Source organism: Mucilaginibacter sp. PAMC 26640 (genome assembly GCA_001596135.1).
GTDB lineage: Bacteria > Bacteroidota > Bacteroidia > Sphingobacteriales > Sphingobacteriaceae > Mucilaginibacter.
The window spans coordinates 5257032-5273359 of sequence record CP014773.1 but is presented as its reverse complement, the minus strand read 5'-3'; the positions used below and the strand labels follow the sequence as shown (position 1 = coordinate 5273359).

Sequence of the window (16328 nt, the reverse complement as noted above, 5' to 3'; positions counted from 1 at the left end):
AACCATTGCTTACAACCATGCCAAATACAGCAAAAAAATTATTGGTCACCGGTTCTTCCGGGTTAATAGGATCAGAAGTTTGTTACCATTTTGCCGGTCTTGGCTGGGAAATTCACGGTGTGGATAATAACCAGCGCGCTGTATTTTTTGGTGCACAAGGGGATACCCGCTGGAACCAAAACCGCATACAAACAGATCTGGGTGCCAAATTTATTCACCATGAAGTTGATATCCGTGATAGGGCAGGGGTGCTGAAATTGTTAAAAGAAATTAAGCCAGATGCGATAGTGCATACCGCGGCGCAGCCATCACATGACCGCGCAGCGGCCATTCCATTTGATGATTTTGATACTAATGCGGTAGGTACGCTAAATTTGCTGGAGGCTGTAAGGCAGGTTTGCCCGGAATCTCCCTTCGCGCACATGTCTACCAACAAAGTATACGGCGACCGGCCCAACACCATCGCATTGGTTGAAAAAGAAACCCGCTGGGATTATGCAGATGAGTATTATGCCAATGGCATCACCGAAGAATTTTCGATAGACCAAAGCAAACATTCTCTTTTTGGTGCATCCAAAGTGGCGGCAGATATCATGGTGCAGGAATATGGGCGTTACTTCGGTATCCCGACCTGCTGCCTGCGGGGCGGCTGCTTAACCGGGCCAAACCACTCAGGTGTAGAGCTCCATGGTTTTTTAAGCTACCTGGTTAAATGTAATGTGGAAGGCCGCGAGTACAAGGTATTTGGTTACAAAGGCAAACAGGTAAGGGATAATATCCACTCCTATGATGTGGCCAGCTTTATAGATGCTTTCATCGCTGCACCGCGCGTTGCCGAGGTGTATAACATTGGCGGGGGCAGGGCTAACTCCTGCTCGATATGGGAGGCGTTTAAACTGGCCGAGAAATTTACAGGGAAAGAACAGGTATATACTTATATAGATGAGAACCGCATCGGTGATCATATGTGCTACATTTCCAATCTCGACAAGATGCGCAAGCACTATCCAAGCTGGGATATTACCATCTCGTTAGCGGAAACCATCAGGCAAATAGTGGTGGCACAAAGTGGCAGAGTATAAGGCGCACCTAAAAGTAAGACCCCATTGAAACTTTTAACTTTTCAGCCCTTTTCTTTGTACTCCAATGGCGGAGGGAACCGCATTCTTCGCCGCCTGTTTAAAGGCCGGGAAAAGGAGGTGATTTCATTAGTGGTGGAAGAAAAACCGCTGATGGGCCAGCACGGAACGATTGAAGAAACAATTGTATATGCCTCGCCCACTGTGCGGAAATGGGCGCGCTGGAAAGTGCGTAAATGGCTTACCTGGTTAAGGCATGGTGTGTTTAAGTCAAATACCATCAACAAGATCCGGCAGGCGGCCTCAAAAATTGATTACGATGTGCTGCATGTGGTAGATCACGGGCCGTTCGGTGCAGCTTTATGTACCGATGAGTTTTGCATCAATAAAGAAGTTTGGGTATCCTTTCACGATCATTTTTCTACCACATTTGGATCGTATGCAAACTCAAACGCGCTATGGAAACGAGCCACCAGGCGTTTGGTTATTTCGGAGGAATTGGGCAACGAGTACAGCCGCTTGTTTGGCGCTGCTGAATTTGAACTGATAACAGATGGAGTGGCAGCCGCAGAATTGAGCACACCTGCAAAAGGCCATACCTCACCTATGGTAGTCTATTTTGCGGGCCTCCTGCACATTGATTATATCCCACTGTTTAGGATCCTGGCAGATGCGCTGGATCTGCTGCGTAAGGACGGGCATCAATTTAAACTAGTGCTGCGTGGCACACAATACATTCCGTTTTTGGAGAACCGTACTTTTGATACCGAATACCGGCAGGTATCAATAGATGATGCTGAGCTGAAAAGCGAGCTGGATAGCAGCACTATGCTATATCTCCCTATCAAATTTACCCGGCCCGATTTTTACCTGTACAGCCTGTCTACAAAAATGATAGGTTACCTGGGCGCTTCAGGTGCCATTTTATATCACGGGCCCGCAAATGCTGCAGCTGCTAAATTGCTGCGATCGGCCAATGCCGCCGTTTGCTGCGGCGAAAAGGATGTAGAGAAACTATCAAAAGATATTTTAAATTTGATAGCCGATAAAAGCAGTATTTCTGAAAATGCCAAAATGCTGGCTCGCCAAAAGTTTGATCTTGAGCACATTCAGCAACAGTTTTGGCAGTATAAAGGCTTAACAACACCGTAAAGGATGAGGCGTTTCCTAGCTGAATTGAGGATCTATATTTGTAACCGGTGGGTGGCGGTTATACCCAGCCATACCATCAGGCAATTTTATTATCGTAAAATAATGAAATACAGCATCGGCCAAAACGCTGCCATATTTATGGATTGCACGTTTGACTGTACCTGTTTTTTCAGTATCGGCAAAAATTCGGTCATTAATGCAAAGTGTAGGATGGATAATAAAAGCCGCATCACCATTGGCGATAACGTATCCATATCGCAGGAAGTGATGATCTTATCTGCCGACCATGATCCGGATGCGGCCGACTTTAAAGGCCGCGACCGGCCAGTTGAAATAGAAGATTACGTTTGGATTGGCTCGCGGGCAACCATTATGCCCGGCGTAAGGTTAGGAAAGGGGGCAATAGTTGCTGCAGGCGCCGTTGTTACCAATGATGTACTGCCTTATCAAATTGTAGGCGGAATTCCTGCTAAACTATTGCGGATGCGCAGTAAAGATTTAAGTTACCAGCTATCATACAGGCGGTTGCTACAGTAGTACTAGCTATATATAGTACTTGTTTAAGTTGGCTGCAGTCATAATCTTGTAGTGTGATGTAAGGCATCTTGCACAAAACAGCCGCTGCAGTGGTATGAAAAATTGCAAAGGTTTTACCAAAAAAGGTAAAGGTTTACGATAATGATAAGGTTGATTGCAGGATTTACAGTATAAAAATGGTTTTCCCATTGTTGGAAACAAGTAGCTGGTGTGAAATAAAAAAATAGGTTATGGATCGTTTGTTAAACTTGCTAATATCTGCATAATATTTCGCAATCCACTATAAAGGAGTAATTTATGTGTACAAAATAACGAGCGATATTTTTATCGTATTTTGTAAAAACATTCAAAAAATATAGAGCATAATGCCGTCATCAGGCCCTAAATATTTGAGCATCGTGTTTATCTGCAGCTCGCTGCAGCCAGGGAAGGATGGTGTAGGCGACTATACCCGGCGCCTGTCTGCTGCCTTGATCAAAGCAGGCCATAGCTGCGCAATAGTTTCGTTAAATGACCGGGATGCTACTGTGGACATTGAAGAATCGCAACAGGCTGAAGGCATCAACATACCGGTATTAAGGCTGCCTGCTTTTTTAGAGATGAAGCAACGGATGGCCCGGGCAAAAGCCTGGATAAGCGCTTTCGATCCGCAATGGATCAGTTTACAGTTTGTGCCTTTTGGGTACCATCCCAAAGGGTTAAAAATAGGTTTGGGTGTCTTACTGTCGTCATTAAACAACACGGCTAACTGGCATGTGATGTTTCATGAGTTATGGGTAGGCATGGCAGATGAAGAATCACCCAAGCTTAAACTATGGGGCCGGGGCCAGCGGGTATTGATCAGGTCACTATTAAAAAAACTGCAGCCGAAGATGGTAAATACCCAAACGCATCTTTACCAGCAATTACTAGGTAAAATGGACGTTGAAGCGGCGTATTTACCCCTTTTTGCTAATATCCCGGTTGTGGCAGCAACGCGTGCGAATAGATTAACAGAAGGGATCGCGCTAGTGGTTTTTGGAGCTATTCATGATCGTGCACCGATAACGCAATTTGCTGCTGAGGCTGCAGCCTATTCAAAACAAAGCGGCAGGCAGGTAACTTTAACCATTTTAGGCCGGGGCAACAGCGAGCAGCACCGCTGGGCTAATGCTTTTAAAAGCGAAGGATTACCGGCTGTTATTTTGGGAGAGCAGTCTGCCGAACATATTTCAACCATATTATCAGGGGCAACATTTGGCTTATCGGCAACGGCCCTTGCGGTGATTGAAAAAAGCGGTTCGTACGCAGCCATGCGCGAACATGGCTTACCAGTACTATCGGTAGCAAAAAAATGGACACCAACCGGTGTGGCTCTGCCCGCAGCGCCGGCCGGCGTTCTTGAATATCGCCCGGGTAACTTTGAAACATGCGTGGCAGCCGGGCGGAATGATGCCTATCCCAACAACGTTTTTCAAGTTGCTGATATATTTGTTAAAGCCTTATTAAGCACTTAAAGTAATTGATGAAAAAACAAAAGATAGCCCTTTTTACCGCCCATTCGCCGGTTGTTGGTGGTGGTGGCGCTATATTAAGAAGTTTAGTGCCCAATTTACCGCAACTGGATATCACCTGGTATTATCTTAACCCGCAAACTGTGCCGGGCTATGAGCAAGGCTACCTGGGGCAACCGCTCATGGGGGGGGCAATATTGCAGGATATTTTACAAACCCGGAAAATGCTGGCTGGTAACAAGGTTGTTTACCTGGATAACATCATTGATCAACTTTTGGCCGTGGACTGCGATGCGTATTGGGTTGTTTCGCATAACGAAGGTTTACGCATTGCACTGGAGCTGAGCATCCGCCAACAGTGGCGCCCTGTACACATGACGGTGCATGATGATTGGGCAGGTGCACTTTGCGCACGCTCTGTACGATACCGGGTGATGAATAGATTGGCCCAAAAGTTAACAATTAAAACGCTGAAAGCGGTTGCCTCCTTTGATGTGATCAGCAGCGGGATGCGCGATTATTACCGCACTTTAACCGCCCGCAGGGGAGAAATTTGTCATCGTTACCTGCCGGAGCGTTCGATCTGTATAAACGGTGAGACTAAAGAAAAGGATGGAATACGGATAGGCCATATCGGCTCTATTTATGATAAAAAAGATCTTTTTAAATTTCTTGAATTGCTAAAATCGTTTTTTACTGAAAAAGGCAAACCCGCACTATTACAAATGTGGGGATGTCACTTAAGCCTGAAAGATGTTCCCAGGCACCTGAGAGAATACATTGAATTTTTTGAGACCCTGCCCGAAGAAAAAGTGATTTCCCGCCTTGCCGCCTGCGATTTTGTATATTGTATGTATCCGCTGACAAAAACGCTGCATACGTTTTCTAAAACCAGCCTGCCAACCAAGCTGACCAGCTATTTACAGGCTGCGCGGCCCGTTTTTGGTCACGGCCCTGACGATAGCACGCTGGCGGAATTTCTTAATACCACAAAACTGGGTGCGATGTGGAGTACACAAGGTAAAAAGGCAGGCTTTACGGCCCTTGAAAATATAATGGCTCTAAAAACCACCGGGGCAGATTGGCAGGACGCCCGCCGGCAATATTTTGGTGAAAAAAACCTACAGGTGATATCGAAGGCAATGCAAAACACCCCAATATTTTAGTACCTGCCCATTTTATAAATATCCGCCGGCAACACAAATTACAGCAGCTTATCATATAAATTTTATATTTTTATCCTAAATTATTGCGCACCTAAATAATCTATGAAGGCCTTTTCTCAGCTCAAAAAAAATTTAAAAAAAGACTTTTCAAATTTAAAGGCTGTAAAAATCGCTCTGCTAGGTGATAGCGCAACACAATTCTTAACCCAGGCAATCCGCGCGGTTGGTTATGAATACCAGCTTAATTTAGATATCTGGGAGGCTGATTTTAGCCAGGTGGAGCGGCAGATTTTTGATCCCACATCAGATCTGTATAATGCTGCACCCGAGCTCATCATTATTTTCCAATCAACCCATAAGGTTTTAAATAAATATAGCCAGTTACAGCCGCAACAATACCACCTGTTTGCTGATCAGCAGTTATCGCTGATAGCTACATTAACCCAAACTATTGGGCAAATTTCAACTGCAAAGGTTATATTTTATAATTATCCGGAGATCAACGATTCGGTATTTGGCAGCTATGCCAACAAGGTACCGGCTTCGTTTACTTATCAACTGCGTAAACTGAACTATGAATTAATGGTTTACACTGCCGCCAACCCTGGTTTTTATCTTTGCGATATGGCAGCCGTTCAAAATGAAGTAGGTCGTGCCGCAACTTTTCAACCGTCGGTGTATGTAAATAGCGAAATGGTTTTGAGTATAGATGTATTACCACTGATTGCTACCCGTACCGTTGACGTGATAGCCGCTATGTATGGCAAGGTAATTAAGTGCCTCATCCTTGATCTGGATAATACAATTTGGGGCGGTGTAATAGGTGATGACGGTTTAGAAAATATAGAGATCGGTGGTTTGGGGATAGGTAAGGCTTTTACCGAGTTTCAGTATTGGGCAAAAAAGCTAAAAAACAGAGGAATAATTTTAGCGGTATGTAGTAAAAATACCGAATCAGTAGCCAAAGAGCCATTTGAAAAACACCCGGATATGGTGTTGCGGCTGGAGGATATCACTGTATTTATGGCCAATTGGGATACCAAGGTGGAAAACATCCGCAAGATCCAGGCTGTTTTGAACATCGGTTTCGACTCTATGGTGTTCTTAGATGATAACCCTTTTGAAAGAAACATCGTTCGCGAAAACATTCCTGGTATCATCATACCCGAATTACCGGTAGATCCTGCCGAGTACCTGGAACACTTATACAATTTGAACCTGTTCGAAACCATCTCGTTTTCTAGTGAGGATCTGGAGCGTACCAAACTTTACCAGGTAGCAGCAAAAAGGGTTGCCCAACAAACCAGCTTTACCAACGAAAGTGATTTTTTAAAAAGCCTGGATATGATTTCAATTGTACAGGCTTTTAATAAATTTACGTTGCCGAGGGTTGCCCAGTTGTCGCAAAGGTCTAATCAGTTTAATCTCAGAACGGTTAGGCATACAGAGCAAGATCTGGAGGAACTGATTAGTAACGAAGATACCTTTACCTTGTCTTTTACGCTGGAAGATAAATTTGGCGATAACGGTTTAATCAGTGCCATTGTGCTGAAAAAAGATGCAACAGATCTATTTATAGATACCTGGTTTATGAGTTGCAGGGTGCTAAAACGCGGTATGGAAAGCTTCGTGTTAAATAAAATTGCAGCTGTAGCCATGCAAAATAATTATACGCGTATTAAGGCCGAATATATACCAACCGCAAAAAATGAATTGGTGAAAGATCATTATAAAAATCTTGGTTTTGCTGAACAAGACGGTTATTGGTACCTGGATCTGGACAGCTACCAACCAAAAGAATGTTACATAAGTACTAAATAGATGCAAGATGGAAAAAAGTGAAATGCTGAAAAAGGTAAATGATGTTTTTATAGACATACTGGATGATGAAAGCATCGTACTATCCTATGAAACTACTGCTGCTGATGTAGAGGATTGGGATTCATTAAACCACATTCACCTGGTAGTGGCAGTTGAAAAGGCTTTTAAAATAAAATTTACGTCGTACGAGATCCAAACCTGGGCAAACGTGGGTGAAATGCTGGACTGTATCATTTCTAAAAATGTTTAATTTCGAAATAAACGATACGTTTGAAAAGACCTTTGCAGTTACAGCAGCGGTATACGAAGGATTTATTGACATTTTTAATGACCGCAATCCGCTGCACACCGATGATGATTTTGCCAGATCATTTGGCTTTAAGGGTCGGGTAATGCACGGCAATATTTTAAATGGTTTTTTATCTGTCTTTGTGGGTGAATGCCTGCCCGATAAAAAAGTGATCATACATGACCAGGTAATTCAGTTTAGAAACCCGGTTTATTTAAACGATGTGCTGGCATTTACTGCAACTGTAACCAATATTTATGAAGCTGTTAAAGCAGTTGAGTTTAAATATCAATTCAAAAATTGCGATGCTAAAATAGTTGCAAAAGGTAAAATACAAATAGGGATACTGGTATGATCATTTTAATTACAGGAGGCGCGTCAGGCTTGGGAGCGGCAATCACAACTCGTATGGCCCGTAGTGCTGAATTTAAAGTGTATTTTACTTACAATCAATCAGTAGCAAAGGCAAAAGCTATCGAGGGCGCTTTCCCTAATACGTCAGGCATCCGGTGTGATTTCAGTGATCAGGAAAGTGTTGACAGCTTAAAGCTGCAAATAGCAGCTATTAACCCAGATGTGCTGATTAACAATGCCTATTCCGGCAGTTTTTTAAAAACTCATTTCCACAAAACCCAGCCTGCAGACTTTTTGGCGGAGTTTAAAGATTCCGTGCTGCCTACCCTAGCCGTTACGCAGGCTGCAATCAGCAGTTTTCGCAAGAAAAAAGCGGGCAAAATTATCACTGTTTTAACGGCTGCTTTGGTAAATACACCGCCGGCAGGTGCTGCCATTTATGTTGCCAACAAAGCTTATCTGCAACAAATGGCCAAAGTTTGGGCGGCAGAAAATGGCAGGTTTAATATCACTTCCAATACGGTATCGCCTAATTTTATGCAAACAAAATTTACAGGCGATATAGACGAGCGAATGGTAGAGCAGATCAGACAGAACCATCCGCTAAAAACCCTGCTCACTACAGAAGAGGTTGCAGAAACGATTTATTTTTTGGCCAATACCACCGCTCAGGTCAATGGTATAGATATATTGATTAATGCTGCTACAAATATTAAGTAACAAACATGGTTTTTAACTCATTACCATTTGTAGCTTTCTTTGTTGTGTTTTTCTTCCTGTACTGGTTTGTGGTGGGCAACAGCCTCCGGCTTCAAAATATCCTCATCTTAGCGGGCAGCTATTTTTTTTATGCCTGGTGGGATTGGCGTTTTCTGTCGTTACTAATTATCCAATCGCTGATCAATTACCTTTTAGGTATCCGGATAGCTAAGGCTCCCGATAAGCAAAAGAAAGACCTGATGATGTATCTCGGAAGCATTATCAGTATTGGTATCCTGATTTATTTCAAGTACAGCAATTTTTTTATTGAGTCGTTCCTTGCTGTGTTCCCTGGCCTGCACATCGGGTTGTTGAATCTTGTATTACCGCTGGGCATTAGCTTTTATACCTTCAGAACGCTCAGTTATTTGTTTGACGTGCATAAGAATAAAATAAAACCCGTTACCGATTGGGTAGTGTTCTTTTCGTACGTGGCATTCTTCCCTTCACTTTTATCCGGGCCAATTGATAAGGTTAAAACCCTGGTGCCCCAACTGGAAAAAAGCCGAACATTTGATTACGATACCGCTGTTGATGCCCTGCGGCAGATATTGTGGGGATTGTTTAAAAAAATAGTGATTGCAGACCAGTTAGCCGGTATCTGCAATAATATATACAGCAACTACCATACGCTGCCCGGGAGTACCTTATTATTAGGTACATTTTATTTTGCTATCCAGCTTTATACTGATTTTTCCGGCTATTCAGATATGGCGATAGGGATAGCCCGCCTTTTGGGTTTCAGCATTACTAAAAATTTTGATTTTCCATTTTTTGCCCAAAGCATCTCACAGTTTTGGCGAAAATGGCACATGTCGCTCACCAGCTGGCTTACCGAGTATGTGTTCACGCCACTGAGTATTAGTTTTAGAGACTACGAAACCTGGGGCCAGGTGATGGCCGTAATGATCAATTTTACCGTAATCGGTATCTGGCATGGTGCCAACTGGACTTTTATTCTTTTCGGGATATTGCATGGCTTATATTATATACCCGCTATACTGCGTGGTACCATTAACAAAAAATTTAAAACAGATACTACAAAGAAGCTGCCCACCTTGCCTGAGCTAGCCAACATGCTCCAAACATTTACATTGGTTAGTTTTTCGTTTATACTGTTCAGATCAAACTCGGTTACGGATGCGGCTCAATTTTTTGCCCGCATTTTTACAACATCCATTAGGCTATACCCGGTGGATGCAAAGCCATATTTAGTTGCGCCTGTTTTATTATTTTTGGTAGTTGAATGGTTTCAGCGGAGTAAACAGCATGTTTTACAAATTCAGAATTTAAAATATGGCATTTTGCGCTGGGGTATTTATCTGATGATTTTCTGCACGATACTTATCATAATTTCAAATGAAGATTCAAAAGAAGCTGGATTTATGTACGTTAAATTTTGATGAATAATGTTGAAATTTTTAATCAAGCTTAGCGCCTTTCTTGTTCTCACCATTGTGCTTTTTATGTTGCCTCCAATTCTTTTGCGCAACATTACTTACGAAAACAGCATCATGGCGGTATTGCCCGATAAGCACAAATTACTACAGCAAACAACGCAACCTAAAATAATATTTGTAGGCGGCTCTAATGTAAGCATGGGGATAGACAGCAAATTAGTTGCTGATTCCTGCCAGATGCCGGTTGTAAATACCGCTATAGCAATTTGGCTCGGGCTTAAATTTATGTTGAATGATGTTAAGCCTTATGTAAAGAAAGGTGATATTGTAGTTATTGCAGCCGAGTACACTTGTTACGATGAAAGTTTGGATGAAAAAGGGTGGAACGGCTCGCGCGAACTACTGGCCATTTTATTTGATATTTATCCAAGTGGAAACGCGTATCTGGATATGGGCCAAATAATCCACTTGGCTAAGTTTCTGCCACACTACACCGTGTCGGAAATTAATACGTCAATTGCCGGGCATCCAAAAGGAATGTTCAACGATATTTCGGTACGAAGAAGTTTTAATGGCTATGGTGATCTATCCGCGCATTGGCAGCAAGTTAAAATCCCTTTTGCGCCCGAAGAAAAATGTAACGGCAGGGAGCAGGTAAATCCTGAAGCCATGCGTTTTTTAAAAGATTTTAATGGATTTGTAAAATCAAAAGGGGCGAAGTTGATAGTTTTGCCGCCTACTTTACAGGCCCAGTCATTCCGGAACCAACAGTTTATTATAAAAAAAATTGAAGCTCAGTTAAAAAGCATTGATGTGCCATTTTCGGCAAGGCCAGAACGTTACATAGCTAAGGATATTTACTGTAACGATTCGCCCTATCATTTAACAAGGCAGGGGGTAGCTATTCGTACCCGACTGGTGGCAGAGGATATTGCAAAGAAAATAGACAGGTAATTTGCTATTTTAGAGGAAAATAGACGTCGTGATGGTGTCGATAACAGGTGCAGTTTTAATCCGCAAAAAATTAGATGACCGTCTTTGGCAGCGTTACTAATTATTACCAGAGTTGTGTGGCCGATTTCGCTACATTTTTTTTACTTTAGAGTTGAAACAAATGTTTCGGCTATTTCAGAAGATTTTTAATAGGTATGAAGGTAATGCTGTCGCATGCAACAGGTAATGAATTTGTTAGGGCATTGTTGCTGGCATTGCATAACAATGGCATGCTGGCGGAATTTGATACTACCGTTGCTGCAAATGCTAATTCTGCGTGGCTTAATTTTTTGCCATCAGCGTTAAAGCAAGAATGGCTGCGCCGCACCTATCCAATACCGCAAAATATAATCAGATCACACCCCACACGAGAACTGGCAAGATTGATCATGCCACGGTTAGGTTTATCAAAGCCCGTAAGGCACGAACAGGGTTGGGCAAGTGTTGACGCTGTCTATCGGGATTTAGACAGTAAAATTGCGCATCGCTTAAAAGGCCTGCAGCAGGGGAACCCTATCGATGCAATTTACGCCTACGAAGACGGTGCTTTGGCAACATTTAAACAGGCGAAAAATTTAGGATTACAATGCCTGTATGATTTACCCATAGGTTACTGGCGCGCTGCCAGGGAAATGCTCACAGCAGAGGCCGAACGTTGGCCCGATTGGGCTGTAACCTTAACCGGCTTAAAGGATTCTGATTCGAAACTTGCCCGGAAAGACGAAGAGCTTAAACTTGCAGATAAAATTTTTGTAGCAAGCAGCTTTACGGCCAAGACCCTTGATTATTTCCCCGGTCAATTAGCTAAAATACAGGTTATCCCCTATGCGTTTCCCGCCGTTGCGCAGGGCAGGATATATCAATCGGCCGGAAAAACCGGGCCTTTAAAAATTCTTTTTGTAGGCGGCTTATCTCAACGGAAAGGGATAGCAGATCTGTTTGAGGCTGTTGAAGATTTTGGTAAAAGGGTGTCATTAACGGTTGTAGGCCGAAAAATGGCGGTTGATTGTGCCGTATTGAATGAAGCGCTGGCCAGGCACAAATGGATTCCCAGCCTTGCACATGCCGAGGTTTTAAAATTAATGCGTGAAAGCGATGTGTTGATCTTCCCATCTTTATTTGAGGGGTTTGGATTGGTAATTACAGAAGCTATGGCACAGGGAACCCCGGTAATTACAACGGAAAGAACTGCAGGCCCTGATATTATCACTGACGGGGAAGATGGCTGGCTGATTGAGGCCGGGGCTGCAGATCAGCTAAAAGCAGCAATAGAAAGAATATTGAGTAACCCGGCACTTATCAAAAAAACGGGGACAGCTGCAATGGCTGCCGCCCGGAAAAGGCCCTGGGCTAAATACGGACAGGAACTTGTTGAGGGTATTAACAATTAATAACGAGGTAGAAATTTTTTAAAATGACCTATTCTGATGAAAATATATTAGTAGACAAAAGCAAAGCGGATGGTTACCTAAAACGGACCCTTAGTATAAAACGTTTTACAGAATTATCAGCAATTGTGTCACTTAAAAAGGGTATCTGGTTTTACTTTGTCTTGCTTATTTTTGAAGGTTCGTTGCGCAAATGGGTACTCCCCGGTTTGGCCACGCCATTACTTGTTGTGCGCGACCCGGTTGCTATTTATATTCTGATAATTTCATTTCGAAACGGCCTGTTGCCGGTGTCGCGCTATGTAAACGTAATGTGGTTTATTGGTGTATTCGCCTTGTTTACAGCGTTGCTGGTAGGGCATCATAACTTGCTGGTAGCCTGTTACGGTGCGCGTATTTTGTTGTTTCACTTTCCGTTAATATTTGTCATAGGCAAGATATTTGATTTGGAGGACGTTCTTAAAATGGGGCGAGTTGTACTCTGGATGTCCATCCCTATGTTTTTGCTGATCACCCTGCAATTTTACAGCCCCCAAAGCGCATTTGTAAATAAAGGCATTGGTGCCGATTCATTGGGAGGAGGTTTTAGCGGCTCATTGGGTTATTTCAGGCCTCCGGGTACCTTTTCCTTTACCACCGGTAACACCCAGTTTTTCTCTCTTGTTGGTGTATTTGTAGTGTATTTTTGGTTGAACCTGAAGCAGGTGAACCGCGTTTTGCTCATTTGTGCAACTATAGCTTTAATATCTGCTATTCCTATCTCCATCAGTAGGGCACTATTGGTACAAACTGTTTTGACCGTAGTTTTTGCGCTGGCTTCGGTAATAAATACGCCAAAGCTTTTAGGCAGAATATTAAGTGCGGTAATTGGATTAACAGTAATTGTTGCATTATTAAGTAATTTACAGTTTTTCAACAATGCCATAACGGTGTTAACCAGCCGTTTTACGGAAGCCAGTAATAGCGAGGGTACCATTGATAATTCCATCCTGAACCGGATCGGGGCCGGTATTATGGAACCGTTTGATAGTGGAGAGTTGCCGTTTTTTGGTTTGGGAGTTGGAATTGGTACCAATGCGGGCGCAAAATTGTTAATAGGGCGTTCTGATATTTTCCTGGTGTCCGAAGGTGAATGGGGAAGAATGATTGGAGAAATGGGGGCTGTTTTTGGCATCGCCGCAATTATTTTTAGAATGCATTTAAGCTTAAAACTGCTCAGGGAATCGTACAAGCGGTTAAAGTTTAATAATTTATTGCCCTGGCTAATGGTAAGTGTTAGTTTCCAGGCTGTTGTACAAGGTCAGTGGGCACAGCCAACGGCTCTTGGTTTCGGAATAATGATGGGGGGCTTAACTATAGCTGGACTGAACTATCGAACCCCCGGGCGTATTTAATCCGTTTCAGAGATGGCCGCAGCTCCTCAAAGAATATTGATATACCGCTTGGGCAGCCTTGGCGATACAATTATGGTGCTGCCTGTTTTTCACCAGATCAGGTTAGTTTATCCGGATGCCGACATTACCTTGCTAACGAATAGCCCCGTGGCTAACAAAGCGGCCCCGTTACAAAGCGTGTTAGGCAATGATTATTTTTTCGACAGGGTACTCGCTTATCCGGTAGGTACACGCAGCGTTACCACCTTATTTAATCTGATCATGCAAATTCGCGCCTTGAAGATAGATACGCTGATCTATCTGGCCGGAGTCAGAACGTTGAGCAATACTTTTAAAACTAAAGTTGTGGTGCGGAGAGACTGGTGGTTTTTTAAAGCAGCGGGTATTAAGCAAATGATAGGCTTTCCAGCTCTTCGGGAAGATTTTGAATTGGTGACCGACGGCGAGACCGGCGATCTGGAGTGGGAGGCAAAGCGACTGGCCCGCAGAGTGAAGGCCCTTGGCTATATTAACCTTCAGGATGATCGCTACTGGGACTTGCGCTTAACACCGCAGGAAAAAGCAGCCGCGGCAGTCGAGCTTAAAGAAATTTTGCCTGGCGAAGCGGTCATAGTAGCTAGTACAGGAACCAAAAACCAGGTAAATCACTGGGAGGAGTATAATTGGCTTAATCTTTTTAAACAGCTGGGGCCAGCGCTTCCCGGGCACCACCTTGTTATGATAGGTGGCGCTGATGAATTTGAGCAAGCCGATAATTGTATTAAAGCATGGGGTGGCAAGGCATTAAATCTGTGCGGTAAAACATCTCCGCGGGTATCGGGTGCGATATTAAAACTGGCCCGGGTTTTTATTGGGCACGATAGCGGGCCTATGCATTTGGCAGCAGCGGTTGGTACCCCCTGTGCAGCGGTTTTTTCTGCCCGGCATTTTCCCCGCCAGTGGTATCCCCGGGGCAACTTTAATAAAATTATCTATCATAAAACAGACTGTGCAGGGTGCAATTTAGATATATGCATCAAGGAGAAAAAAAAATGTATCCTTTCCATCTCCCCGGTAGAAGTTAAAATGGCGGTGCTGGAACTATTAGATAAAAATTCAAACGTTAACATTGCTTAAATGAAGCTATTGCACATAATTGCAAGCATGAATCCTGCAAGCGGCGGTCCCTGCCAGGGAATCAGAAATACCAATCCCGAGTTGATGCGCATTGGCATTAACCGCGAGGTAGTAAGTTTGGATGATCCTAACAGTCCGTTTTTAGGGATGGATGATTTTGTGATACACGCACTAGGGCCTGCGGTTGGCCCATGGCAATACTCGGCTAAGCTGATGCCATGGCTCCTGGCAAATATGGCGCGTTTTGATGTTATAATTATTAATGGGTTATGGCTGTATTCAAGCTATGCCGGCTGGAGCGCGAGGACAACGCTCATTAAACAGGCGAAGAAAAAAGGAGCCTCACCGCTGCCACTCAAACTTTATGTAATGCCACATGGGATGTTGGATCCCTATTTTCAGCGTGCTAAAGACCGCAGACTTAAAGCGATCAGGAATTGGCTTTACTGGAAGGTTATAGAAAGCCGGGTAGTTAACGATGCCGATGGGCTATTTTTTACCTGCCAAACCGAACTGGAGCTGGCCAGGCAGGCATTTAAGCCATACCACCCCAAAAAAGAAGTGAATGTGGGTTATGGAATAATAGCACCCCCGGATTATACACCGGAGATGAAAAAGGCCTTTATGCAACTATGCCCGGATTTGAACGGACATCCGTTCCTGTTGTTTTTTAGTCGCATTCATCAGAAAAAGGGAGTAGGTACTTTGGTAAAGGCCTATGCCGGGGCAATGGAAAATGCGCTTGAGCACAATAAGCCAAGTTACAAATTAGTATTAGCAGGTCCCGGTGCAAGCTCGGCTTATGGGCATGAAATACAGCGGCTCGTAGCAACTTACCCGCATATTAAAAAACATGTGTTGTTCACCGGAATGATAACCGGAGACGCAAAATGGGGAGCGCTTTACACATGCGATGCGTTTGTGCTCCCAAGCCATCAGGAGAATTTTGGGATTGCGGTTGTTGAGGCTATGGCTTGCAAGAAAGCCGTCCTTGTATCACGGCAGGTTAATATATGGAAGGAAATTGAAGAAGGTGGCGGTGGGGTAATTGCCGATGATACACTTGCCGGTACGAGCCATTTATTAAATACCTGGATGAGTCTTTCGGAGGATGCAAAAGTGGAGATGAGCAACAAAGCCCTGAATGTGTTCCGTTCTAACTTTGATATAAGCCTTGTTGCTAAACACTTTATAAATGCCATCTCGGATCACGTGCAATAGGAAGTGATTTTGGGTTCGGGGATCAATATTTTTATAAAACGAGATTTTTAAAGCAATTGAAGTACGTGTTTAAATTTCTGATTTTTTTAAACTGTTGTTTCCCTGGTAACAAACAAATAATATTTTGAAAAAAAAGCATAAGTTTAGTATCATTGTTTAAACAGGG

15 protein-coding genes are annotated in these 16328 nt (G+C 43.4%); all 15 read left to right on the top strand.

What is annotated here, in order from left to right; genetic code table 11:
* Positions 1-17: 17 nt before the first annotated feature.
* The 15 genes from A0256_22850 to A0256_22780 all read left to right on the top strand — a co-directional run bounded on the left by A0256_22850 (position 18) and on the right by A0256_22780 (position 16162).
* Entirely contained in the window at positions 18-1082 is a 1065-nt protein-coding gene (locus tag A0256_22850; GenBank protein ID AMR34082.1) for an NAD-dependent epimerase, read from the top strand.
* Positions 1083-1136: 54 nt separating this feature from the next.
* Positions 1137-2231, top strand: a complete 1095-nt coding sequence (locus tag A0256_22845; GenBank protein AMR34081.1) for a hypothetical protein — start codon at positions 1137-1139, stop codon at positions 2229-2231.
* Between the two features lie 3 nt (positions 2232-2234).
* Positions 2235-2768 carry an acetyltransferase gene (locus A0256_22840; protein AMR34080.1) on the top strand — a complete coding sequence of 178 codons (534 nt, stop codon included), beginning with the start codon at positions 2235-2237 and terminating at the stop codon, positions 2766-2768.
* A gap of 365 nt (positions 2769-3133) precedes the next feature.
* The gene (locus A0256_22835; GenBank protein AMR34079.1) at positions 3134-4264 is read left to right on the top strand and encodes a hypothetical protein; all 1131 of its coding nucleotides are present in this window, start codon (positions 3134-3136) and stop codon (positions 4262-4264) included.
* 8 nt (positions 4265-4272) lie between these two features.
* Positions 4273-5427: a hypothetical protein gene (locus tag A0256_22830; GenBank protein ID AMR34078.1), complete on the top strand. Its 1155-nt coding sequence runs from the start codon at positions 4273-4275 to the stop codon at positions 5425-5427.
* Between the two features lie 102 nt (positions 5428-5529).
* Positions 5530-7248 carry a hypothetical protein gene (locus A0256_22825; GenBank protein AMR34077.1) on the top strand — a complete coding sequence of 573 codons (1719 nt, stop codon included), beginning with the start codon at positions 5530-5532 and terminating at the stop codon, positions 7246-7248.
* Positions 7249-7255: 7 nt separating this feature from the next.
* Positions 7256-7498 (top strand): acyl carrier protein, encoded by a 243-nt coding sequence (locus tag A0256_22820; GenBank protein AMR34076.1) that lies wholly within the window; start codon positions 7256-7258, stop codon positions 7496-7498.
* Positions 7491-7892: a hypothetical protein gene (locus A0256_22815; GenBank protein AMR34075.1), complete on the top strand. Its 402-nt coding sequence runs from the start codon at positions 7491-7493 to the stop codon at positions 7890-7892. The genes A0256_22820 and A0256_22815 overlap by 8 nt, the downstream gene beginning before the upstream one ends.
* Positions 7889-8611: a hypothetical protein gene (locus tag A0256_22810; protein AMR34074.1), complete on the top strand. Its 723-nt coding sequence runs from the start codon at positions 7889-7891 to the stop codon at positions 8609-8611. The genes A0256_22815 and A0256_22810 overlap by 4 nt, the downstream gene beginning before the upstream one ends.
* A 5-nt stretch (positions 8612-8616) precedes the next feature.
* Positions 8617-10053, top strand: a complete 1437-nt coding sequence (locus A0256_22805; GenBank protein ID AMR34073.1) for a hypothetical protein — start codon at positions 8617-8619, stop codon at positions 10051-10053.
* A 6-nt stretch (positions 10054-10059) separates the two neighbouring features.
* Positions 10060-11004 carry a hypothetical protein gene (locus tag A0256_22800; protein ID AMR34072.1) on the top strand — a complete coding sequence of 315 codons (945 nt, stop codon included), beginning with the start codon at positions 10060-10062 and terminating at the stop codon, positions 11002-11004.
* Positions 11005-11198: 194 nt separating this feature from the next.
* Complete coding sequence (locus A0256_22795) at positions 11199-12434, top strand: glycosyl transferase family 1 (GenBank protein ID AMR34071.1); 1236 nt, start codon at positions 11199-11201, stop codon at positions 12432-12434.
* Positions 12435-12529: 95 nt separating this feature from the next.
* Entirely contained in the window at positions 12530-13825 is a 1296-nt protein-coding gene (locus A0256_22790) for a hypothetical protein (protein AMR34655.1), read from the top strand.
* Between the two features lie 12 nt (positions 13826-13837).
* Positions 13838-14941: a hypothetical protein gene (locus A0256_22785; GenBank protein ID AMR34070.1), complete on the top strand. Its 1104-nt coding sequence runs from the start codon at positions 13838-13840 to the stop codon at positions 14939-14941.
* A complete protein-coding gene (locus A0256_22780; protein ID AMR34069.1) occupies positions 14942-16162 on the top strand; it encodes a glycosyl transferase family 1 in 1221 nt (406 codons plus the stop codon). It begins immediately after the preceding gene.
* Positions 16163-16328: the final 166 nt, after the last annotated feature.

Coding starts and splice junctions, on each gene's coding strand:
- A0256_22805 (AMR34073.1), top strand. CDS start 8,617: ATGGTTTTTAACTCATTACCATTTGTAGCTTTCTTTGTTGTGTTTTTC.
- A0256_22815 (AMR34075.1), top strand. CDS start 7,491: ATGTTTAATTTCGAAATAAACGATACGTTTGAAAAGACCTTTGCAGTT.
- A0256_22835 (AMR34079.1), top strand. CDS start 3,134: ATGCCGTCATCAGGCCCTAAATATTTGAGCATCGTGTTTATCTGCAGC.
- A0256_22825 (AMR34077.1), top strand. CDS start 5,530: ATGAAGGCCTTTTCTCAGCTCAAAAAAAATTTAAAAAAAGACTTTTCA.
- A0256_22795 (AMR34071.1), top strand. CDS start 11,199: ATGAAGGTAATGCTGTCGCATGCAACAGGTAATGAATTTGTTAGGGCA.
- A0256_22785 (AMR34070.1), top strand. CDS start 13,838: ATGGCCGCAGCTCCTCAAAGAATATTGATATACCGCTTGGGCAGCCTT.
- A0256_22810 (AMR34074.1), top strand. CDS start 7,889: ATGATCATTTTAATTACAGGAGGCGCGTCAGGCTTGGGAGCGGCAATC.
- A0256_22850 (AMR34082.1), top strand. CDS start 18: ATGCCAAATACAGCAAAAAAATTATTGGTCACCGGTTCTTCCGGGTTA.
- A0256_22800 (AMR34072.1), top strand. CDS start 10,060: ATGTTGAAATTTTTAATCAAGCTTAGCGCCTTTCTTGTTCTCACCATT.
- A0256_22820 (AMR34076.1), top strand. CDS start 7,256: ATGGAAAAAAGTGAAATGCTGAAAAAGGTAAATGATGTTTTTATAGAC.
- A0256_22840 (AMR34080.1), top strand. CDS start 2,235: ATGAGGCGTTTCCTAGCTGAATTGAGGATCTATATTTGTAACCGGTGG.
- A0256_22780 (AMR34069.1), top strand. CDS start 14,942: ATGAAGCTATTGCACATAATTGCAAGCATGAATCCTGCAAGCGGCGGT.
- A0256_22830 (AMR34078.1), top strand. CDS start 4,273: ATGAAAAAACAAAAGATAGCCCTTTTTACCGCCCATTCGCCGGTTGTT.